Annotated in this window: 21 protein-coding genes; 9 read left to right on the top strand and 12 right to left on the bottom strand. The window is 70.1% G+C overall.

Annotated features, from left to right (window positions below):
* Positions 1-41: 41 nt before the first annotated feature.
* Genes GIS00_RS00230 through GIS00_RS00210 form a run of 5 tightly spaced genes read right to left on the bottom strand, consistent with a single transcriptional unit; the run spans position 42 to position 4,950 of the window.
* The gene (locus tag GIS00_RS00230) at positions 42-905 is read right to left on the bottom strand and encodes an ABC transporter ATP-binding protein (protein ID WP_154766446.1); all 864 of its coding nucleotides are present in this window, start codon (positions 903-905) and stop codon (positions 42-44) included.
* A 2-nt stretch (positions 906-907) separates the two neighbouring features.
* The gene (locus GIS00_RS00225; RefSeq protein WP_154766445.1) at positions 908-1,798 is read right to left on the bottom strand and encodes an ABC transporter permease; all 891 of its coding nucleotides are present in this window, start codon (positions 1,796-1,798) and stop codon (positions 908-910) included.
* Positions 1,795-2,715, bottom strand: a complete 921-nt coding sequence (locus GIS00_RS00220; protein ID WP_154766444.1) for an ABC transporter permease — start codon at positions 2,713-2,715, stop codon at positions 1,795-1,797. Before GIS00_RS00220 ends, GIS00_RS00225 begins: the two co-directional genes overlap by 4 nt.
* A complete protein-coding gene (locus tag GIS00_RS00215) occupies positions 2,712-3,587 on the bottom strand; it encodes an ABC transporter ATP-binding protein (RefSeq protein ID WP_230312946.1) in 876 nt (291 codons plus the stop codon). The genes GIS00_RS00220 and GIS00_RS00215 overlap by 4 nt, the downstream gene beginning before the upstream one ends.
* Positions 3,588-3,594: 7 nt before the next feature.
* On the bottom strand, positions 3,595-4,950 hold the full coding sequence (locus tag GIS00_RS00210) for an ABC transporter substrate-binding protein (RefSeq protein WP_154766442.1): 1,356 nt from the start codon (positions 4,948-4,950) through the stop codon (positions 3,595-3,597).
* 28 nt (positions 4,951-4,978) lie between these two features.
* Here GIS00_RS00210 and GIS00_RS00205 point away from each other — a divergent pair, with 28 nt between their 5' ends.
* The 5 genes from GIS00_RS00205 to GIS00_RS00185 all read left to right on the top strand — a co-directional run bounded on the left by GIS00_RS00205 (position 4,979) and on the right by GIS00_RS00185 (position 9,880).
* Positions 4,979-5,209, top strand: a complete 231-nt coding sequence (locus GIS00_RS00205; RefSeq protein WP_154766441.1) for a hypothetical protein — start codon at positions 4,979-4,981, stop codon at positions 5,207-5,209.
* Positions 5,210-5,888: 679 nt separating this feature from the next.
* Positions 5,889-6,911 (top strand): LacI family DNA-binding transcriptional regulator, encoded by a 1,023-nt coding sequence (locus GIS00_RS00200; protein WP_196073041.1) that lies wholly within the window; start codon positions 5,889-5,891, stop codon positions 6,909-6,911.
* Between the two features lie 223 nt (positions 6,912-7,134).
* A complete protein-coding gene (locus GIS00_RS00195) occupies positions 7,135-8,202 on the top strand; it encodes an isopenicillin N synthase family dioxygenase (RefSeq protein ID WP_196073040.1) in 1,068 nt (355 codons plus the stop codon).
* Positions 8,203-8,300: 98 nt separating this feature from the next.
* On the top strand, positions 8,301-9,284 hold the full coding sequence (locus GIS00_RS00190; protein WP_154766438.1) for an RNA polymerase subunit sigma-70: 984 nt from the start codon (positions 8,301-8,303) through the stop codon (positions 9,282-9,284).
* A gap of 53 nt (positions 9,285-9,337) precedes the next feature.
* Positions 9,338-9,880, top strand: a complete 543-nt coding sequence (locus GIS00_RS00185; protein ID WP_154767736.1) for an MBL fold metallo-hydrolase — start codon at positions 9,338-9,340, stop codon at positions 9,878-9,880.
* A gap of 25 nt (positions 9,881-9,905) precedes the next feature.
* On the opposite strand, the gene GIS00_RS00180 is transcribed toward GIS00_RS00185, so the two are convergent.
* The 6 genes from GIS00_RS00180 to GIS00_RS00155 all read right to left on the bottom strand — a co-directional run bounded on the left by GIS00_RS00180 (position 9,906) and on the right by GIS00_RS00155 (position 17,573).
* Positions 9,906-10,616 (bottom strand): MerR family transcriptional regulator, encoded by a 711-nt coding sequence (locus GIS00_RS00180; protein WP_154766437.1) that lies wholly within the window; start codon positions 10,614-10,616, stop codon positions 9,906-9,908.
* Positions 10,613-12,856, bottom strand: coding sequence for an MMPL family transporter (locus GIS00_RS00175; RefSeq protein WP_154766436.1), 2,244 nt, complete (start codon positions 12,854-12,856; stop codon positions 10,613-10,615). The genes GIS00_RS00180 and GIS00_RS00175 overlap by 4 nt, the downstream gene beginning before the upstream one ends.
* 176 nt (positions 12,857-13,032) lie before the next feature.
* Positions 13,033-13,761, bottom strand: coding sequence for an SDR family oxidoreductase (locus GIS00_RS00170; RefSeq protein WP_154766435.1), 729 nt, complete (start codon positions 13,759-13,761; stop codon positions 13,033-13,035).
* 113 nt (positions 13,762-13,874) lie between these two features.
* Entirely contained in the window at positions 13,875-15,098 is a 1,224-nt protein-coding gene (locus tag GIS00_RS00165; protein WP_407666775.1) for an ABC transporter substrate-binding protein, read from the bottom strand.
* Positions 15,099-15,444: 346 nt separating this feature from the next.
* Entirely contained in the window at positions 15,445-16,497 is a 1,053-nt protein-coding gene (locus tag GIS00_RS00160; RefSeq protein ID WP_196073039.1) for a LacI family DNA-binding transcriptional regulator, read from the bottom strand.
* Between the two features lie 410 nt (positions 16,498-16,907).
* Positions 16,908-17,573, bottom strand: coding sequence for a TetR/AcrR family transcriptional regulator (locus tag GIS00_RS00155; protein ID WP_230312703.1), 666 nt, complete (start codon positions 17,571-17,573; stop codon positions 16,908-16,910).
* Positions 17,574-17,716: 143 nt separating this feature from the next.
* Between GIS00_RS00155 and GIS00_RS00150 the strand changes: the two genes are divergently transcribed.
* The 4 genes from GIS00_RS00150 (at position 17,717) to GIS00_RS00135 (ending at position 21,231) form a co-directional block, all read left to right on the top strand.
* The gene (locus GIS00_RS00150) at positions 17,717-19,195 is read left to right on the top strand and encodes an MFS transporter (protein WP_322097283.1); all 1,479 of its coding nucleotides are present in this window, start codon (positions 17,717-17,719) and stop codon (positions 19,193-19,195) included.
* A 195-nt stretch (positions 19,196-19,390) separates the two neighbouring features.
* Positions 19,391-19,825 (top strand): VOC family protein, encoded by a 435-nt coding sequence (locus tag GIS00_RS00145; RefSeq protein ID WP_154766433.1) that lies wholly within the window; start codon positions 19,391-19,393, stop codon positions 19,823-19,825.
* Between the two features lie 12 nt (positions 19,826-19,837).
* Positions 19,838-20,503 carry a winged helix-turn-helix transcriptional regulator gene (locus tag GIS00_RS00140; RefSeq protein WP_154766432.1) on the top strand — a complete coding sequence of 222 codons (666 nt, stop codon included), beginning with the start codon at positions 19,838-19,840 and terminating at the stop codon, positions 20,501-20,503.
* A gap of 98 nt (positions 20,504-20,601) precedes the next feature.
* On the top strand, positions 20,602-21,231 hold the full coding sequence (locus tag GIS00_RS00135) for a TMEM175 family protein (protein ID WP_154766431.1): 630 nt from the start codon (positions 20,602-20,604) through the stop codon (positions 21,229-21,231).
* A 38-nt stretch (positions 21,232-21,269) separates the two neighbouring features.
* On the opposite strand, the gene GIS00_RS00130 is transcribed toward GIS00_RS00135, so the two are convergent.
* Entirely contained in the window at positions 21,270-22,049 is a 780-nt protein-coding gene (locus tag GIS00_RS00130; RefSeq protein ID WP_154766430.1) for an IclR family transcriptional regulator, read from the bottom strand.
* Positions 22,050-22,051: the final 2 nt, after the last annotated feature.

Below are 22,051 nucleotides of genomic sequence, written 5' to 3'. Positions count from 1 at the left end.
TGGTCCGGCTCAGTGGTGGTCCGGATCAGTGGTGGTCCGGATCAGACCCGGGCTGCCGCTGCGGCGGCGATCTCGTGGGGGTTGGGGATGGCGTCGAGCAGGGCCTTGGTGTAAGGCTCGCGCGGATGGGCGACCAAGTCCACCGCGTTGTCCAGCTCGACCAGGCGCCCCTTCTCCAGAACGGCGATGCGGTCGCAGATCTCGCTGGCCAGCAGCAGGTCGTGGGTGACGAAGACCAGGCTGATCCCGGTGGCGGCCAGGCCCTGCAGCACCTTCACCACCCCGGCCTGGGTGGTGACGTCCAGCGCCGACGTGGCCTCGTCGGCGATGATCAGCGCGGGCCGGTTGACCACGGCCAGGGCGATGGCGACCCGCTGGTTCATCCCGCCGGAGAGCTGGTGCGGATAGCTGCGCATGACGCGCTGCACGTCGGCGAAACCCATGTCCGCCAACGTCGTCCGGACCAACTCGTCGGCGGCCCGCTTCTTCAGCGCCGGCTGGACCACCCGGACGACCTCCAGCAGCTGCGTGCCGATCCGCATGAGCGGGTCGAGCGAGCCGGTGGCGTTCTGGAACACCATGCCGATGGACCGGCCGCGCAGCCCGTGCGTGTGGTTCTCGTCGGCGTTCCGGATGGTCGTGCCGTTCAGCCCGATGGACCCGCCGCTGACCGAGACGTTCTTGTCCAGCAGTCCGATGATGCTCCGCGCGATCGTGGTCTTCCCGCTGCCGGACTCGCCGATCAGGCCGACGATCTCGCCGGGGGCGACGGACAGGGTGAAGCCCTCGACCAGGGTGGTCGTGCCGCTGCCGGTGGCCGCGGTGATCTCCAGGTCCTGGATCTGCAACGTCGGGACGGCCGCCGGGCCGACTGCGGCCGGCGCGGTGGCGGACAGGGTCTTCATGCTCAGTACCTCCGGCTGCGGGGGTCGAAGCGGCGGCGCAGCGCGTCGCCGAGCAGATTGGTCAGCAGCACCACGATCGAGATCGCGACGCCCGGGAACACCGCGACCCACCAGGCCTTGGTGAGCTCGTCCCGCCCCTCGGCGAGCATGGCGCCCCAACTGATCTGGGGGGAGACGACGCCGATGCCCAGGAAGCTCAGTCCGCTCTCGATGAGCACCGAGCCACCGGTCTGCAGGGCGCCGATCACCAGCACCGTCGAGGCGACGTTCGGCAGCATGTGGCTGACCATCAGGCGCCAGGTCGGCACGCCGGCGGTGCGGAGGGCGGCGATGAACGGCCGGTGCTTCAGTGCGATCGCATCGGCCCGCACCACCCGCGCGTACAGCGGCCAGGTGAGCAGCCCGAGCACCCCGACCAACACCGCCAGGCTGCGGCCGGTGCCGATCAGGATGACGATCGCGAAGAGCAGTCCGGGGATGGCCATCCAGGCCTCGACGAACCTGGACACCACGGCATCCAGCCAGCCGCCGCGGTAGCCGGCGACCATGCCCAGCAGCACGCCCGGGATCAAGCCGGCCAGCGTGCCGCACACCGCCAGCAGCAGCACGATGCGGCCGCCCTCGACCAACCGCGACAGCAGGTCCCGGCCGAGCTTGTCGGTGCCGAGCACGTGTCCCCAGTCACCGGTGATCCACACCGGTTCCAGCAGGGAGTCGCTCAGCCGCTGGCGGTTCGGGTCGGGCAGGCCGAGCCACGGGGCCAGCAGGAACACGACCGCCATCAGCAGCAGCGGGGTGGCGATGGCCCAGACCGCGATCCGGTCGCGGTTGCGGCTGCGGCCGGCGTGCGGTGCCGGTACCTCGCCGACCTCCTCGGGAACGATCGTCGTCATGCCTTGCCCCTCCGCAGTCGCGGGTCCAGCGCCGGGTAGGACAGGTCCACCAACAGGTTCACCACCACGAACACCAGGGCGCCGACGATGACCACCGCCTGCACCAGCGGGAAGTCGTTCTGCTGCACGGCATCGGTGACCAGCCGGCCCAGGCCCGGCCAGGAGAACACCACCTCCGCGGTCACCGTGCCGGACAGCAGCAGACCGGTCTGCAGACCGATCACCGTCAGCACCGGCAGTGCGGTGTGCCGCAACGCATGTCGCCAGATCAGCCGGGGACGGGACAGGCCACGGGCCAGGCCGGCGGAGAAGAAGTCCTGCTGCAGGGCCTCGATCATGCTGGACCGGGTGAGCCGGGTGATCGCCGCCAGCGGCACGAAGGCCACCGCGACCGCGGGCAGGATGTAGGCGCTGAACGAGGCGTTGCCACCGGCCGGCAGCAGACCCCAGGTCACCGCGAACACGGTGATGCCCATCAGGCCGATCCAGTAGGTCGGCACGGACTGGCCGACCAGCGACAGCACCGAGACCACCCGGTCGACCACGCTGCCCTCCCGGGCGGCGGCCAGCACCCCCAGCGGGACGCCGATCACCACCGCGATGACCATCGCCGAGATCGCCAGGGTCAGCGAGGCGGGCAACCTGCTGGCGATCAGGCTCACGTTGCTGACGTGGTAGCTGAAGGAGTCGCCGAGGTCGCCCCGCACCAGTTCGCCGAGGAACCGTACGTACTGCGCAAGCAGCGAATCCGCCAGTCCCAGTTGTTCGCGGATCCGTTGCAGGGTGGCCGGTGTCGCGAACTCACCGGCCAGCCGCGCTGCCGGGTCACCGGCGATGCGGGCCAGGAAGAAGGCGATGGTGACCGCGATCCACAGGGTGATGACGGCCTTGGCGAGGGCCCGCAGGACGCTGCTCATCCCGTCCCTCCGGCCTTCGCGGGCACCGGGCGCTCCGGCGACGGCGGGTCCACCACCGCGGCCCGGCTGCTGCCGGGCACGGCGGCGACCAGTCGCCGCGTGTACTCGTGCTCGGGTGAGTGGAACACGGCGGCCGTGACCCCTTCCTCGACGATCTCCCCCTGGAACATCACGTGCACCCGGTCGCAGAGCTCGGTGACCACACCGAAGTCGTGGCTGACGAACAGGATCGCCAGCCCCTCGTCCCGCAGACCCTTCAGCAGGTCCATCACCTGGGCCTGCACCCGCACGTCCAGCGCGGACGTCGGCTCGTCCGCGATGAGCAACCGCGGCCGCAGCAGCAGTGCCCTGGCGACCATGACCCGCTGGGCCTGCCCGCCGGAGATCTGGTGCGGGAACCGGTTCAGGATGTCCGGGACCAGTCCGACCCGCGCCATCAGGTCCTCGTCGGTGATCCAGGACGTCCGGTCCGGGTGCACCTTGCGCAGTTCCTTCAGGCCCTTGCCGATCCGCTGCCGGGGGTCGAGCGCGGCGACCGCGTCCTGGAAGATCACCTGCACCTCGGCCCGCTGGTCGCGGGTCCACTTCCCGGACAGCTCCCGGCCGAGCACCTTCACCCCGCCGCCGGTCCGCGGGACCAGGCCCGCGATGGTCATGCCGAGAGTGGTCTTGCCCGAACCGGACTCGCCGACCACCCCGACGATCTCACCAGCCCCCACCGTCAGCGACACGTCCTTGACCGCGTGGACGGCGCCGACCTGCCGTGACGAGTACGTCACGGACAGGTCGGCGACCTCCAGCACGGACGTGTCCTGCTCCGGGGCGCGCCGGACCGGCGCACCCGTCCCGGCTCCACCGGCCACGTCCGTCATGGTCACGTCAGCTCATCGCGAGGGTGTCGTAGACCGGCCAGCCGGCGGTGGTCACCGTGACGCCGGTCAGCGACGGGGACGCGAGCCAGGTGGTGTTGTACTCGTAGAGCGGCAGCGCACATGCGTCGTCCTGCACGTACATCTGCTCGAGCGCCTGGTAGGCCAGCGCGGTGTCCTCGGGATCGGTGCTCTCCAGCACGGTCTCGTAGGACGCGTCGAGCTCGGGGCTCGGGCAGACCGGCCAGCCGCCGAAGCTGAGCACCCGGGCGTTGACCATCGAGTACGGCGTCGGGGTCTGCTGGTTGCTGCCGATCAGGAAGATCGCGGTGGCGTCGTCGGTGATCAGGTCGAGCACCTCGGTGAAGGGCAGGGGGTTCCGCTTGACCGTGAACCCGACCTCCTCGAACATGCCGGAGATGGCCTCACCGACCTGGTCGTCGTTCGGGGTGCGCCCCACCGGGAAGGTGAACTCGATGTTCGTGTCCGCCCCGGTCGAGGCGAGCAGGGCCCGGGCCGCCTCCGGGTCGTAGGTCACGGTGTCGTCGAACATCGGGATGTCGGAACCGATGTCGGAGAACAGGTAGTGGTCCACGGCGGCACCCTCGCCGAACAGGGCGCCCGCCAGACCCTCGCGGTCGATGGCCATCTGCGCGGCCTTGCGGACATCGGGGTTGTCGAACGGCGCGTTGTCGGTGATGAAGACGTTCATCTGGGCACCGGCCGGCTCCGAGTAGACCGCGACGGAGGCGTTGCCGGCGAACTCCTGCGCCGCGGACGGCAGCAGATCGGTGGCCAGGTCGGCCTGGCCGCTCTGCACCAGCGCCGCACGGCTCGAGGTCTCCGGGCTGAAGGAGAACTCCAGCGTGGCGGCCGCGGCCTTCGTGCCCCAGTAGTCGTCGTTGCGGTTGTAGACGATGGACTGGCCCGGCGAGTAGCTGCCCAGGGTCCAGGCGCCGGTACCGATCGGCGCCTGCGCGAAGCCCTCGTCGCCGACCTCGGCGTAGTAGGCCGGCGGCAGGGCGGGGATCTGCGAGAGCATCGTCGGCAGCGCCGGGAAGGGCTGACTGGTCACGATTCTCACCTGGTCGCCCTCCGGGGTGACGGTCTCGATGCTGGAGACCACGCCGCTGCGGCTGGGCGAGACCGTCGACTGCTCCAGCGCGAATGCGACGGCGTCGGCGTCGAACGGCTCGCCGTTGGTGAAGCTGACGTCCGGTCGCACGTCGAAGAGCCAGGTGGTGAGATCCACACGCTCCCAACCGGTCAGCAGTCCGTCCTCGGTGACCTGTCCGTCCGGGCTGATCTCGGTCAGGAAGTCGTAGAGCACCCCGTAGGCCTTGGTGTCGCTGGCCGGGCTGAGCATGGGGTTGAGGCTGACCGGTTCGGTCGGGATGACCACGCGGACCGTGCTGTCGCCGGTCACCGGCGCGGCCGCGGACCCGGTGTCGGTGCCGGACGACGACGGGGCCGCGGACGACCCGGCGGTACCGGTGGACGTGCCGGCGGAGGTCGGCGGCGTCGAGGTCGTCGACCCCGCATCGCTGCTGCTGGAACAGGCGTTCAGCACGAGAACGGCAGCAGTGGCGATCGCCACTGCTGCAGACACTCTCGTGCGTCGCTGACGACTGGCACGGCTCATCGGTTCAGGACCTCTCTGGCAGGCGGGGGTGCAGAAGGGGTACGCGTGGAGCGGCAGGACGAGGGACCGGCGGACATGACCGGGCGGGGCGACCGGTCACGCCGGAACGGCCGCGGTCGAAGTAATGCGATTAATGTACTGCCGCCTGATCGGGTGTCGGCAAGCCCCGGCAGCGACGGTAACGAGGTGTTTACCTTTGCCGTGACCCGCGGCACGCCCTGCACCGCAGCGACACTCGGACCTGGTCGGTGACACCCGCCCGCTTCCGTGTACGAAACTTTCATCAAAGCGGACGATCTGCGGCGATGCCGAAAGTCCGGTCCGGGCCCCGGCCCGGCGTCACCGGCGCCTGTTCCACCCGCCGAAACCTGCAGTTCATCGGCGTTGATCTGATCGAAAGCCGGACTGCTCCGATCGGTTCCGTCAAGCGCACAACCCGGCCGGCCACACTTCCCGCCGTGCCTGGGTTGTGCCAGAGTGAGGACACCGCACCGGCGCGCGTTGCGCTCGCCGCCGACCGATCAGGTCCCCGCGACGGGACGATTCTCTCTGCCCTGCACCATCTTCCGCGGCGACTTCGAGCACGGCCCGCTCCGACCGGGCGGCCGGTGCACCGCAGTCGACGCCATGCGAAACACCACTTCGTCGAACCGGGGGAACGGATGACCGGAGCGCGCAGCTCCCGGGTGAAGGCGGCCGACGTGGCCGCCATGGCCAACGTGTCGGTGGCGACGGTCTCCCTGGTCACGAACGGCAAGGCCCACGGCCGCGTCTCCGAGTCCACGCGGGTGCGGGTGGAGACCGTCATCCGCGATCTCGGCTACGTCGTCAATCCGGCGGCCCGGTCCCTGGTGACCGGTCGGCACGGCCGGATCGCGCTGCTGGCGCACGATCTCACGAATCCGTTCATCGCAGCACTGGCATCCGGGGTGTCCGAGGCGCTCGGTCACGACCTGCAGCTGATCCTCGCCGTGGGCGGGGCGGGCGACCGCGCCCCCGACGTCGCGATGGTCTCCTCGTTCGGTGTCGACGGCCTGCTGATCAGCCTCGACGACACGGAGTACGAACCGGTCCCGGACGATCTGCCCGTGGTGTACGTCGACGAACCCGACGCGCACACCCGCTCGTCCCGGGTCTTCTTCGACCTCGCCGGGGGCGCCGGCGCCCTGGCCGCCCACCTGGTCGAGGAGCTGGGCCACCGCACGATCGTCTACCTGGACGCGATCCGGCCCCGACTCACCTTCAGCGCGCGCCGTCGGCACTTCCAGGAACACCTCCGGCGCATTGAGCCCGCCACCCGGCTCATCCGGTCGAGGAGCGAGATCGACCTGGAGGCAGCAGGAATCGCCGCCGGCAAGGCCCTGCCGGGGTGGCTCGGGTCCGGCGTCACCGCCGTGGTGACGGCCACCGACGTCCAGGCCTACGGGGTGCTGACCGCCGCCGCCGACGCCGGGATCCCGGTACCGGGCGTGTTGTCCGTCGCCTCGTTCGACAACAACGCGATGTCCGCGGTCACCTGGCCGCCGCTCACCGCCGTCGACCTGTCGGCACGCGACATCGGCCGCGAGGCAGGTGGTCTGCTGCTGCAGGAGATCATGACCGGGACGCTGCCGGGCCGGGAGATCCGCCTGCCCACCCGGCTGGTGGTGCGGTCCTCCACCGCGCCGGCCCGCGACGGCCCCTGACCGTACGGACCCGGACGTCGACGGCCGGAGAGCCTTGTCAGACCGCCGACCTGGTCCTACACTCGAGTTATGCGGATAACCTGCTGATCTGCAGGCAGTCCCGGCATCCACGACCCCGTGCGGCTCCCCGGCACGAGCAGGTCCGCACCATTCGCAGTGCACGAAGGCGACATCCCGGCACCACCCGCAGACCGTCATGACGACGAGGAAAGTGAGCACCCAGATGACATCCGGAGAACTCGAGCCCGACGGCGTGATCGTCGCGACACCGCTGATCCCGGTGATCGACGTCAGCACCTTCCTCGACGGCACCGACCTGCAGACGGCGCCGGAGCAGGTGAACCTGGCGGCCACGACGTCCGGCTTCTTCCAGATCGTCGGCCACGGGATCCCGCTGCCGCTGATCGACCGGGTGTACGCGATGGCCGAGGCGCTGTCGCAGATGGATCCGGGCTACCTGAAGACGATCGTGTCGCCGGTGGGTCATCCGTACCGCGGCCTGACCACCAACTACGACAAGGAGGGTCAGGTCCGCTCGCTGCGCATGCACGCGAGCAGCTTCGACTCCCCCGAGGCGGCCGAGGCCGGCGGCGTGCCGAGCGAGTACTCGGACTTCTTCTCCCCCAACGTCTGGCCCTGGGAGGTGGAGGGGTTCCGCGACGCGGTGACCGATCTCTTCTCCGCCACACAGGATCTCGGCGCCAGCCTGATGAGCCTGTTCGCGGTCGCGCTGAACCTGCCGCTGGACTACTTCGACACCCTGGTCGAGCCCAACGCCTCCTCCTGCTCGATCAACTACTACCCGCCGCGCAACGCGCCGCTGGTGGAGCACCCGACGGTGATCTTCGACGAGCACTCCGACGGCGGCACGCTGACGATCCTGCACCAGCGGGGCACCTACGACGGCCTGCAGATCCGCGACAGCGACAACAACTGGTTCAACGTCCCGGTCATCGACGAGGCCCTGGTGATCAACATGGGCGAGCTGATGACCCGCTGGACCAACGGGATGTGGCCGGCCACCCGGCACCGCGTGGTGGCCGACGAGAACCCGCTGGGCCACCGCACCACGCTGACCACGTTCCACCTGCCCGCGGTGGACGCGGTCATCGAACCGCTCAAGACCACGTTCGGCTCCGAGGGCCCGCAGTTCGACCCGGTGATGGTCTACGACTGGGACCGCGTGCGGTACCAGCTACGGCAGAAGGAGAAGGAGCGGCTGAACAAGGTCAGCCACATGCGTCCGAGTGCCGAGGCCCAGGCCTACATCGAGAAGCACTTCGGGGCGTAGCGGCGGCTCCGGCCCTTCGGCCGGCAGTGGGCGTTGTCCCGTGGATGGTGCGCACCGGGTGGTGATGACTTTCCGGAGCACCTACCGTCACACCTGTCATGGATGCCACCGCTGACGACCTGCGCCCCCTCGACGAGCAGGCGTTCGACGCCCGGGTCGAACTGCACCGCCGGGAACTGCACCTGCACTGCTACCGGATGCTCGGCTCCTTCGAGGAGGCCGAGGACCTGGTGCAGGAGGCGTTCCTGCGGGCCTGGCGCGGCCGGGACACCTACGCCGGCCGGTCGACCGTGCGGGCCTGGCTGTACCGGATCGCCACCAACGCCTGCCTCGACGCCCTGGACAAGCGTCCGCGCCGGCCCGGGCCGGACGGCGAGATCACCTGGCTGCAGCCCTATCCCGACGAACTGCTGGAGCAACTGCCGGACCGGCGCGAAGGTCCGGAGGACGTGGCGCTGGCACGGGAGACCGTCGAGCTGGCGTTCATCGCGGCGATCCAGCACCTGCCGCCGCTGCCCCGCGCCGTCCTGGTGCTGCGGGATGTCCTGGACTGCTCGGTCAGGGAGACGGCCCGGCTGCTGGAGACGACCGAGGCGTCGGTGAACTCCGCCCTCCAACGTGCCCGGGCCGGCCTGCGGACGGCCCTGCCCGTGGACCGGCGGGAGTGGCAGGCCGGTGCTCTGACGGCCGCGGAGCAGGAGCTGCTCGCGAGGTACGTCGAGTGCAACGAGCGGGTGGACGCCGCCGGCGTGGCCGCCCTGCTGCACGAGGACGTGCGGTTCTCCATGCCTCCGCACCCCGGAGTCTGGTCCGGCCGGGACACCGTGGTGCGGGCCTGGGCGGAGGGCGGCTTCGGCGTCGACGCCTTCGGCAGCATGCGGTGCGTCCTGACCCGGGCAAACAGGCAGCCTGCCGTGGCCGCCTACGTGCGCCGGCCGGGCGAGGACTCCTTCGCCGCGCTGGCCGTCGACGTGCTGGACGTGCGGGACTGCCTGATCACCGAGATCGTCACCTTCGACGCCGAGCTGTTCGGGTTGTTCGGCCTGCCTGCGCGGCTGGACGACCGGGCGGTGACCCGGTGAGCATCACCGTCACCCCGGTGCTCGTCGCCGACCTCGGTGTCGAGGGTGAGCGGATGCCGGTGTACGTGCACGTGGTGGAGCACCCGCACGGGCGGATCCTGGTCGACACCGGGATCAAGGAGCTGCACCCGGCAGCGGCGGACCTCGATCCGCGGCTGCACCCATGGGCCGAGGACGTCCTCGCCGCCGGCGTCGACCTGGTGGTCAACACACATCTGCACTTCGACCACTGCGGCGGCAACCACCTGTTCGCCGGCACGCCGATCCACGTCCAACGGCAGGAGCTGGACGACGTGCGCAGCGGCGCCGTGCAGACCATCCCGGAGTGGGTCGACCCGCCGGGTGTGCTCTACGTCCCGGTCGACGGCGAGCTCGAGCTGCTGCCCGGCGTCCGCCTCGTCCCGGCCCCCGGCCACACACCGGGATCGCAGATCGTGGTGATCGACACCGCCGACCCGCCGGTCGTCATCGCCGGCGACACCGCCGTCTGGTCCGGCGAACTCGACGAACCGGCGACCGAGGGCCAGCGGTTGATCGTCGCGATGCGCCCCGAGCGGGTGTGGCTGTCGCACACGCACGAGCCATGGCAACCGTAGGCACCCCACCGCGGGGCGACCGCAGTCAGCCGGTCGCCCCGCGGTTCGCCAGTTCGTCCAACCGGACCATCAGCCGGATCTGGGCCGGGTTGTAGAGATCGACCAGCGCCTGCCCGATCACCCGCGCGCTGCTCCCTGCCGACCCTACGAGATCATCGTTCCACGAGGGCAACTCGCGAGCGCTGATGACCCCGGGCAGCAATCGGTGGGCCAGCTCGTCGATCGTCTCCTCGTCGGCGTCGGCCGGCAACGCCTCGAAGTCGTCGTCCGCGGAGGTCCGGTCCAGCATCGCCCGGCGGACCACCTCGGTGGCGCCGGCATCGAACACGTGCGACCAGATCGTCACCAGTGCCTTCTCGTTCGCCGTCAGCCGGTCCGCGACCGGGGCGAAATCCGGCGGGACGTCCAGCGCCGCACCGTGTCCGGACATCGCCGCCAGCTCCAGCCGGATCCGCTGCAGCCGGTCGATCGTCGCGGCCAGCTCGGCGTCGATCATCCGGATCGCCTCGTCCGGATCCTCCGCCGAGGCCCCCATCGCCGGCACCCGGGACAGCGGCACGCCGAGTGCCTGCAGTCGGCGGATCCGCAGCAGCTGGACGAGATGTGCGGTGGTGTACTGCTTGTAGCCGTTGGACCGGCGTTCCGGTTCGTCGAGCAGGCCGATCGCATGGTAGTGCCGGATCGCCTTGACCGTCGTCCCGGCGATGTCGGCCAGTTCGCGGGTGCTCCAGCTCATCGCACTCCCCTTCCCGATCCCGTCAGGTGCTGCGGCGCCACCTCCCCGACCGCCGCCGCCCGCTGCGGGCGCAGGCGCTCGCCCTCGACGTCGATCCTGGGCAGCAGCCGGTCCAGCCATCGTGGCATCCACCAGGCGCGGTCGCCCAGCATCGCCATCACCGCCGGGACCACGATCATCCGGATCACGAAGGCGTCGAAGACGATGGCCGCGGCCATCGAGAAGCCCATCAGCTTCAGGAAGGTCTCGGTGGACAGGGTGAAGCCGGCGAACACCGAGATCATGATGACGGCAGCCGCGGTGACCACCCGGGCACCCGCCCGGTACCCGGTCCGGATCGCGTCCTTCGGTGACGCGCCGTGGTGGTACTCCTCCCGCATCCGGCTGGTGAGGAACACCTGGTAGTCCATCGCGAGGCCGAAGACGATGCCGATGAGGAAGATCGGCATGAACACCATGATCGGTCCGCGGTCGTCCGGCTCGATCCACCCGAGCCAGCCGTCCTGGAAAAACCCGACGGTGGCCCCGAAGGTCGCCGCGATCGACAGCAGGAACCCCAGCGAGGCGACCAACGGCACGATCACCGACCGGAAGACGATCATCAGCAGCAGGAAGGCCAGGCCGACCACCACGACGAGGTAGAGCGGGAGCTTGCCGGTGAGCGTGTCGGAGAAGTCGGCCTGGATGGCCGCCACCCCACCGACGCCCACGAAAGTGCCGGTGGCTGCGCCGATGTCATCGGCGACTTGGCGGACCTGCTCCAGCAGGGCGGTGGTCTCCGGGGTCGACGGACCGTTCGCCGGGATCACCAGGAACTGTGCGGCGGTGCCGTCCGGGTTCGGCACCGGGCCGATCACCCCGTTCGACGCGATGTGCGGGAGACCTGCTGCGGCGGAGGTGAACTGCTCCGACGCGGCCGCCGTCCCCGCGACGTCCGCGGCGTCGACGACGACCACCAGCGGCGAGGACTTGCCCTCGCCGAAGGCCTCGTGCTCGATCGCCAGGGCCGCCTTGTCCGACTGCGCCGCGACGTCCAGGCCAAGCTGCAGCTTGCCGATCGGCAGCGCGGCCAGCACCAGCACGGCCACACCCACCAGCACGAACGGCAGCGGCCGCGCGGTCAGTGCCGCGCCCACCCGGGTGCCGACGGTGGATCGCCGGTTCTTCTCCGGGGTCCAGAGCAGCGGGATGCGCGGCTTGAACACCCAGGACTTGAACATGCCGAGCAGCGCCGGCAGCACGGTGAGCGCGACCAGGACGGCGAGGATCACGGTCACCGCGGCGCCGGAGCCCATCTGCGCCAGGAACGACATGCCGGTGACATTGAGCGCGACGAGCGCGATGACCACCGTCGCACCGGCGAACACCACCGCCGAGCCGGCGGTGCCGACCGCGACGCCGGCGGCGTGCGCCCGGTCCTTCGTCAGCGCCAGCTCGGACCGGTACCGGGAGATCACGAACAGCGAGTAGTCGATGCCGACGGCCAACCCGATCATGGTGGCCAGCCCGGTGGTGGAGGTGCCGAGGGTGAGGAACGCGGTCCCGACGGAGATGAGCGAGGTGGACACCGCGATGCCGATGATCGCCGCCCCCAGCGGCATCGCTGCCGCCAGCAGCGCGGCGAAGGTGATCACCATGACCACGATCGCCACCGCGATGCCGATCAGCTCGGCCGGCGGCTCCACCACCACTTCATTGGCAGTACCCGCACTCTCGACCACCAGACCGGCGGCACGGCCGATGTCCTTGGCCTGCGAGACCACCGCGATGGTCTCGTCGGTGACCCCGGTGTCGGCGCCGTCCCGCTGCGCGTCGAAGGTCAGCTCGATCATCGCGACAGTGCCGTCGGCGCTGAGGTTCCCACCCGCCGCCGGGGCCTGCGTGGGATCGGACACGGCCGCCCGCTGCTCGGCCGTGAACTGCGGGATCTCCTGGAGCTTCGCCACCACCTGCTCGACGGCCGCATGATTGGCCCCCTCGGCCAGCGGCCGTCCGTCGCCGGACTGCAGGAGGATCGTCGCGGTCGGCGCATCGGCGTCACCGGCCGACGGGAACTCCCGCAGGATCACCTCCTGCGCCTGGACGGCCCGGCTGCCGGGCAGGTCGAAGTCGTCCTCGAAGGGCTTCGACACCACCGACGCCAGGCTGCCGAGCCCGATGGTGGCGATGATCCACAGCAGCAGGACCAACCACCACCGGCGGTAGGAGAACCGTCCGATCCGGTACAGGAACGAGGCCATCGTCTACTCCCGTGAACGTCGTGAGGTGCGCGGCACACCCCGTGACGTCGGACCGGGGCCGTCCGGACGGGTGCCCGGTACCGCTCGACGACAGTGGAAACCGTGCCCTTGGGGCACGGTCAAGCCCTCGTTCCCTCGTACCCTCCTTCGATCGGTGTCGGGGTTCCGTGACCCGGTCAGCGGCAGGTGTAGCCGCCGTCGACGGGCAGGGTGACGCCGGAGATCATCGCGGACGCGTCGGAGAGCAGGAAGGCGATGGGCCCGGCGATGTCCTGCTCGGTGGCCCACCGGCCGAGCGGCATCGCTGCCAGGAAGGGCTTCTCGATCTCCGGACGGCCCCAGTAGGAGGCGGACATCGGCGTCATCACCACGGTCGGGGCGACGCTGTTGACCCGGATCCCGTGTTCACCCAGCTCCAGCGCGGTGACCCGGGTGATGCCGTCCAGCGCCGCCTTCGAGGCGGCGTAGGAGACGTGGCCCTGCAGCGCGACCAGAGACGCCTGGCTCGAGACGTTGACGATCGAACCGCCGTTGCCGAGCCGGATCAGGCTGCGCGCAGCATATTTCGTGACCAGCAGGGCGCCGCGGGTGTTGATCGCGATCACCCGGTCGAACATGTCCATGCCGGCGTCGACGGCCGGCGCGACCAGTCCGCCGAACCCGGCGCAGTTGACCAGCCCCCACAGGTCGAGGCCGTCCACGGCGCGGGCGACGTCCGCCTCGTCGGTCAGGTCGAAGGCCAGCGGCCGGGCCCCGGTCTCCGCCACGATCCGTTCCAGCGACTCCGCGCTCCGGTCGGCGGCGATCACGTCGGCGCCGCGCGCGGCCAGGGTGCGGACGGTGGCCCCGCCGATGCCGCCGGCGGCGCCGGTGACCAGGACGGTGCGGCCGTGGAACTCGTTCATGGGGAGGTGCCTTCCGGGGGATGCGCTGCTGACACAGGTGTGGCGGCGGAGCCACGTGGGCTCCGCCGCCACCGGGGAACGCTACTGCTTGCGGGACCCGCTCGGACCCGGGGCTACTTGTACTCGTCCCCGACCTTCTGCGCTGCCTCCTGCGCCGCGGCGAGTGCGTCCTCGACGGTGCCGCTGCCGGCCAGGACCTGCGACAGCGAGGCCGTCACCTCGTCACCGAGGCTGGTGAACTCCGGGATGCCGACGAACTGGATCCCGATGGTCGGCCGCGGCTGCACGCCCGGGTTCGCCGGGTCGACGCTCTGCAGCGCGGTCAGCGTGGGCTCGGAGAAGGCTCCGGCCTCGGCGATGTAGTCCGGGTTGCTGTAGGTCGACGCCCGCTTGCCGGACGGCACCCGCGGCCAGCCCAGCTCCTCGCCGACCAGCTCCTCGTACTGCTGCGAGGACGCCCACGAGACGAACTGCCACGCCGCATCCTTCTCCTTCGCCGCCTCCTGGATGGCCCAGGCCCAGGTGTACAGCCAGCCCGAGGCCTTGGTCTCCTTGACCGGGGCCTGCACGTAGCCGACCTTGCCCTTGACCGGCGAATCGGCCGACTCCACCGATCCTGCAGCGGATGTCGCGTCGTACCACATGGCGACCTTGCCCTGGACGAAGTTGTTCAGGCACTCGGTGAAGCCGGCCTGCGAGGGGCTGACCTCGCCGTGCTCCTTCACCAGGTCGGTGTAGAACTGCACGGCCTCGACCGTCTTCGGGTCGTCCAGCAGCGCGTTCCAGTCCGCGTCGAACCAGGCGCCGCCGAAGGTGTTGATGACGGTGGTCAGCGGTCCGCCCAGCTGGCCCCAGCCCGGCAGTCCGCGCAGGCAGATGCCCTTCATCCCCGGCTCGACCCCGTCGACCTTCTCCGCCGCGGCGGCGACCTCGTCCCAGGTCGGGTTGTCCGGCAGTGTGACGCCGGCCTTCTCGAAGACGTCGGTGCGGTACATCAGGAACGAGGACTCACCGTAGAACGGCTCGCCGTAGATCTTGCCGTCCGTCGACAGGGACTGGGTGAACGCCGGGAAGATGTCCGCCTGGTTGAAAGACGTGTCGGCGGCGGAGTACTCGGTCAGATCGGCCAGCCAGCCGTTCTGCGACCAGATCGGGATCTCGAAGTTCGACAGGGTGGCCACGTCGTACTGGCCGGCCTGGTTCTTGAACTCGATGTCGGCCTTGGCGCGCATGTCGTTCTCCGGCAGGACCGTGTAGTTCACGGTGATGCCGGTCTCGGCGGTGAAGTGCTCAGCGGTCAGGCTCTGCAGATCCGTCATCTGCGGGTTCGCCACCATCAGCACGTTGATCGTCTTGCCGTCGGTCTCCGGGTTGCGGGTGAGGCCGCCGCCGGCCGGCGCCGTGGCGGACGAACTGCCGGCCGACCCGCTGGAGGACGGGCTCGTGGTGACGTCGAAACCGCCTCCGGCGGAGGTGGTCCCGGCGCCGGCCGCGGCCGAGCTGCTGGTCGAGGAGTCCTCTGCGGAGCTGCCGCAGGCCGACAGCCCGAGCAGCACCACGGCGGCGGCGGCTCCGGCCGCCAGCGATCTGTGCGACAAACGCTTCACTGCGTTCCTTTCGTCGTTCCGACCGGAAGATGGTCCGCTCGGAGGTGGCGCACCCGGGCCGTTGCCGGGCGTCGGATCAATGGCCTGGCAGCACATCCCGAGGTGTGAGCTCGCCGGAACCACGGGCGATCATCTTCAGCGGCAGCGCGAGGTCGACCGCGGGGCGGGCACGGTCGGCCATCCGGGCGAAAAGTGTTGACATCGCGGCCTCTCCGAGTTCGTGCGGGCTGTGGTCGACCACGGTGACCGCCGGCACCAGTGATCCGGCCAGTTCGAAGTCGCCGAAGCTGACCAGCGCCACGTCGGTCCGGCCGAGGGCGTGCAGGGCCGAGACGGCGCCCATGGCCGCACGCGGACTGGACGCGAAGATCGCCGTCGGCGGCCGGCGGCCGGCCAGCATCCGGCGTACCTCGACGTCCGCAGCCCCGACGTCGGGACACCGTTCGTTGACCCACCCCGTGTCGAATCTGATCCCGTTGTCCTGCAGCGCCTGTCGGTAGCCGGAGCGGCGGGCGGCCACCGTCTCGACCTCGATCGACTCGCCGAGGAAGGCGATCCTGCGATGGCCGTGCTCGACCAGGTGCGCGGTGGCGGCACGGGCCGCTTCGTGGTCCTGCACCCGCACCGTGTCGTAGCCCGGCAGTTCCCAGCCGCGGTCGATCAGCACCACTGGCACCCCCGCCGCGACCTGCTCGACGTAGGAGTGGTCGCCGGCCGAGGACGCGATGATCAGGCCGCTCACGTTCTGCTGGACCAGCCGCTCGATCTGCGCGCGCTCCCGCTCCGGCGAGCGCCCGGTCGAGCCGATGGACACCGCGACACCCGTTGCGATGGCGCGTTCCTCGACGGTCAGCACCAGCGAGGAGAAGAAGTGGTCGGCGATGGAGTCGATGACCACACCGATGGTAGGACCGGATCCGGAGGCCAGCGCCCGGGCCGCGGGATTGCGCACGTACGACAGGTGCTCCATGGCGTCCTGCACCTTGCGGCGGGTGCTCGGGCTGACCTGCGACTCGCCGTTCGCGACCCGGGACACCGTCTTGATCGACACACCGGCCAGTGCGGCCACGTCGTAGACGGTGGCCCTACCGGCGGCACGGGGCCGCCCGCCGTCGCTGTCGACCTCCACGTCGCCTCCTGGCCCGGCCCGATCTCCGTCGATCCGCCGTTCGGCGCGATCCTGACCCATTCCCGACAGCGCTGTCAAGAATGGCGGACGATCGTGGCGGAACGGCCGGCACACCGCCGGGTGATCTGTCCGTTTTGTGCAAGATGAACGGCACCAGGCAAAGACACCTTGAACTCCGGGGGCCGCCGCCCGCGGGACCCTGCTCCCCGACCCGACGGTCCGACCCGCCCGGGCGGACGCGAGAACATTGCCCCGCAGGGACTTCTCGACCGGAGTGGTCGGTCGCTGCGGTCAGATCGTTGCTGTCCGGTCGTTGCCGCCGGGCACCTCGGGGCGGTGGCCGGTCGGGGTCCGTGACGATCCCACGCACGGTGGGCAGATCGATGCCGGACCGGGCCGGACCTCGTCGATCAGGAGCGGCCGAACAACGCCCGGATCACGTCACCCAGCGGTTCCACCAGATCGGCAGGCGTCGCCGACGCCGACGGTTCCACCTTCGCCGAGGTCCGCAGCATGACCAGCCCGAGCATCGTGGCGATGGCGATCTGTGCCCGCTGCAGCAGCCCGTCGTCGCCGTTGTCCGGATCCCAACCCGCGGCCCGCGCCAGCTGGCGGGTGAAGTACTCGAGTGTGTCCCGACGGATGCGATCGGCGACCTCGTCGCCGGACGAGCGCAGCAGCAGCAGGAACTGCAGGGGTTCGTCGGGATCCGGTGATCCGGCCACCCGCGCCGCCATCCGGGAGATCAGACCGTCGATCCCGCCGGCGACGATCTCCTGCGGGTCGATCTCCTCGTAGGACCGGCGCATGCAGGCCTCGAAAAGTCCGTCCTTCGAACCGAAGTAGCGGTTGATCAGGGCGACGTTCACGCCGGCATCGGCGGCGATCCGCCGGACCGTGGTGGCGCGGTAGCCGTCGGTCGCGAACCTGCGGCGGGCCGCCCGGACCAGTGCCCGCTTCGTCGCCAATGCGTCCCGCCCGGCCCGGACCTCGCCGCCGGCCGCACACCCTTCGTCGACCGCCGCGAGCCGGTCGGGTCGCGGGCCCGTGTCCTGCAGCGGTGCCGTACCGGTCATCGTCGACCGACCTCCTGATGTTGTGCTCTGTGGTCGTCCCGGGCACGCACTGTTGCCATCGCCACACCGCAAACAGTTGTTGACGTCAACCAACCGTGGTTACAGTCGCTAAGTCATCACTTGTTTACATCACGAGGAGTCACGTGTCCACCATCGCGGAACCCGCACCGGGATCGTCTCCGGAACCTGTGGTCCACGGGTCCCGGAGCTCGGCGATCATCCTGTATCTGTCGTTGGGCGGCCTGTCCTTCGCCGTCCTGCAGTCGCTGGTGGCACCGGCCCTCGGCACCATCGGCCAGGACCTCGGCGTCTCCACCGGCAGCGCCAGCTGGGTGCTGACCGCCTACCTGCTGTCCGCCGCCGTGCTCACCCCGATCCTCGGCCGGCTGGGCGACATGATCGGCAAGCGCAAGGTGATGATCGTCGTCCTCGCACTGCTCCTGGCCGGCGCCGTGATCGCCGCGCTGGCACCGAATCTCACCGTGCTGATCATCGGCCGGGTGCTGCAGGGCGCCGCCGGCGCGGTGCTGCCGCTGTCCATCGGCATCGTCCGTGACGAGCTGCCGAAGGAGAAGGTCAGCGTCACCATCGGTCTGCTGTCGGCGATCTTCGGCATCGGTGCCGGCGTCGGCATCGTCGCCGCCGGACCGATCGTGCAGGGACTGTCCTGGCACTGGCTGTTCTGGCTGCCGGCGATCCTGGTGCTGGTGGCGCTGCTCGGCACGATCTTCGGCATGCCGGAGTCGCCGGTGCGCACCCCCGGATCCCTCGACCTCGTCGGCACCGGCGTGCTGTCGGTCGGCCTGGTCGCCACCCTGCTCGCGGTCAGCGAGGGCAGCACCTGGGGTTGGGGTGACTTCCGGACGATCGGACTGCTGGCTCTGGGCATCGTGGCGTTGGTAGCGTTCGTGTTCGTCGAACTGCAGGTCGACTCGCCGCTGGTGGATGTCCGACTGTTCCGCAACCCGGGCGTCTGGACCTCCCACGTGGTCGCGCTGGCCTTCGGTTTCGCGATGTTCGGCACCTTCATCCTGGTCCCGACCCTGCTCCAGCTGCCGCCGGCGCTCGGCTACGGGTTCGGCAAGTCGGTGAGCCAGTCCGGTCTGTTCCTGCTGCCCACCGTCATCGCGATGGTGATCACCGGCGTGGTGGCGGGCGCGCTGATCCGCAAGATCGGCCCGAAGGTCCCGATGATCATCGGCTCGGTGGCGGTGATCCTGGCCTTCCTGGTGCCCGCGATCAGCCACGCCCAGCTCTGGCAGATCGTGGTCTCCGGCATCCTCACCGGCATCGCGATCGGCATGGCGCTGGCCTCCACCTCGAACGCCATCGTCGAGAGCGTCCCGGCGGCCCAGACCGGCGAGGCGATCAGCGCCAACACCGTGGTCCGCACCGTCGGCAGCAGCATCGGCACCGCCGTGATCGCCGCGTTGATCTCGTCGAACACCACCGCTCAGGGGGCGCCGACCGATCACGCCTTCACCCTTGGCTTCTGGGCGTGCGCGGTGGTCGGCGGGCTCGCCCTGCTGGTGGCGCTCGCCGCACCCTCCTACCGCAAGCGCCGGCAGAACGCCGAGGCCGCCCACATCGACGACTTCGCCGAAGGTCAGCCGGTGCACTGAGACACCAGCACCGGCGGCGGGGTCCGCCATCACCCACACCCTCGGGGGTGGTCGCCACGGGCGACCACCCCCGAGGTCTGTCCGGACCGGCCGCAACTCCACTTGTTTTTTACAACCGAAACCCTTGACTTCGGCTCTTGCTATTTGCAAGTGTGAACAGGTCCACGAAGGACCCCACCACCGAAGGAGCAGCTCATGTCCCCGATGTTCGTCAACCTGCCGGTCACCGATCTCGAGCGGGCGAAGGGCTTCTACACCTCGCTCGGATTCAGCATCAACCCGATGTTCTCCGACCACAACGCTGCCTGCGTGGTGGTCGAGGAGGACCACAACTACTTCATGATCCTGGTGCGCGAGTACTTCCAGACCTTCACCGATCTGCCGATCGGCGACCCGGCGGTGAACCCGTCGGTGTCGGTCGCGATCTTCCGGGACAGCAAGGAGGCGGTCGACAAGGCGGTCGCCGACGGGATCGCCGGCGGCGGTACCGAGGCCCGGCCGGTCGCCGACTACGGCTTCATGTACCAGCGCCAGCTCAGCGATCCGGACGGGAACATCATCGAATTCGGTTGGATGGACCCGGTCGCCGCCCAGAACGGCCCGGATGCCGTTGCGGGCCAGCAGGTCTGAGCGGATCGACCGATGGTCGCCCGCGACTACGGGCAGTACGACGGCATCACCCGGGGGCTCGAGCTGGTCGGCGAACGATGGGCGCTGCTCATCGTCCGCGACCTGCTCGTCGGGCCGAGACGCTACGGCGAGCTCGCCGCGGGACTCCCCCGCATCCCGAGCAACATCCTGGCGACCCGGCTCAAGGAACTGCAGGAGGCCGGCGTCATCCGCAGGCTGCCGCGGTCCCGGGTGATCGTCTACGAGCTCACCGAGTACGGCCGCGAGCTCGAGCCGGTCGTACTGGCCCTCGGCGCCTGGGGGTTCAAGGCGATGGCGGACCCCCGCGAGGAGCAGATCGTCACCCCCGACGCGATGACCATCTCGCTGCGGACGGCCTTCCGTCCGCTGGTGGCGGCCGACCTGCCGCCGACCGTCTACGCCGCCCGCGTGGGGCTGGCGGAGTTGCTCATCCGGGTCGACGCCGCCGGCCTGGACGTCCAGCGGGACCCCGGTCCGGACAGCGGCACGGAGAGCGGCGTCGCGGATCTGGCCTTCGTCGCCGGTCCGGACATCCACCGCATCATCTCCGGAGCACTCGCCCCCGATCGCGCGATCGCGTCCGGTGCCGTCGAGGTGCTGCACGGGCCGGCCGATCTGCTCGAGAGATTCGCCCGCACCTTCCATCTCGCCGCGTGACACCGGCGCGGCCAGCCCGCACCAGGTGAAGCACCGCCTTGACACGTTCGACCACGGCGCCTACCGTCGCTGGAATTGAACAACGTTAAGGAGCTGCGATGACCTCGCCGGCACACGCATCCGGCATCCCGGTGCACCGGCTGATCGGGTTCAGCGACGCGGTCGTGGCCATCGCGATCACCCTGCTGGTGTTGCCGTTGATCGAGGTGATCCCGGAGGACGGCGGCGAGGACGGCGCCTTGGCCGTGGTTGTGGACCACCTGCCGACGATCGGCTGCTTCCTGCTGAGCTTCGCCGTGATCTGGCGGATCTGGACCGTGCACCACCAGGTGTTCGCCCGGGTCGAGAGGGTGAGCGGGTTCGTCGCTGCGGTCAACACGGCCTGGCTGGCCTGCATCGTCTTCCTGCCCGTCCCTGTTGCGCTGGTCGGCAGCTACGGCGCCGACCCGTTCGTGCTCGCCCTCTACGTCGGGGTGCTCTGCTTCTCCGGCGCAGCCCTGACGGTGATGGCGGTGACGCTGAGACGGGCGGCCCGGCAACGTGACTCGGGGCCGGACCGGTCCGACATCGAGCGGATCGCCGGCAACGCCGTCGGTCTGCTGCTCGCTCTGGTCGTGGTGCTCGCCGTGCCCGACGCCGGGTTCTGGCCGCTGCTCCTGCTGCTGCTGGACGGGCCGGTGCTCGCGCTGCTGCACCGTTACCGCCGGCGTCGGGCAGACCCTCACTGAACGACGTCAGGGGTGCGTCCTCGCATCCCCGAGGTCGTTCATGACCCCAGTCGCCGGGCCATCTCGCTGGTGACGGACCGCAGGACGTCGACGGCAGCGGGCAGGCCCTCGTGGCCGGAGCGGGCCTTGAGCATGGTGATGCCGACGGCCCACTGTGCACCGCGAGCGGCAGGGACGGCCATCCCGACACAGAGCAGCCCGGGGGTGGTCTCCTCGTCATCGACACCGAACCCGTTGTCCCGCACGATCTTCAGGTGGCGACGCAGCTCGTCCGGTGCGGTGATGGAGTTCTCGGTGACGGCGGGCAGGCGGTCGACGGCGCCGAGCCGGGCGTCGAGCTCGGACTCCGACAGTTGGGCCAGCAGCGACTTCCCGGTGGCGGAGCAGGAGGCGGGCAGCGACCGGCCGATCGGCGAGACCACCGGCATCGTGCTGCCGTCCCGGCGGGCCAGGTAGGTGATGTCCAGCGGGCCGGCGAACGAGGCCAGGTGGATGGTGTCGGCGGGATCGGGGACCAGCGCCCGGCAGACCGAGTAGAACTCGTGCACCTCGTCCAGGCTCTGTAGGTAGGAACTGGACAGCTCCACGACCCGGTGCCCGAGGCTGTATCCGCCCTCGGTGCGGCGCACCAGCCGGGCGTCGACCAGCGAGTTGCAGATCGACAGCAGCGACGACTTGGGCACCCCGAGGCGGGCGGCCAGCGCCGCGAGCGACAGCGGGTGCCGGGCGGATGCGCCCTCCAACTGCTCGAGCACGGCCATCGCCCGGAGCACCGCGGGCGCTCGCACCGGTCCGGACATGACGGAATTCTCGCTCACCT

The organism is Nakamurella alba, assembly GCF_009707545.1.
GTDB classification, from domain to species: domain Bacteria; phylum Actinomycetota; class Actinomycetes; order Mycobacteriales; family Nakamurellaceae; genus Nakamurella; species Nakamurella alba.
The sequence above is the reverse complement of the archived record's forward strand: the minus strand, read 5'-3'. Positions and strand labels throughout refer to the sequence as shown.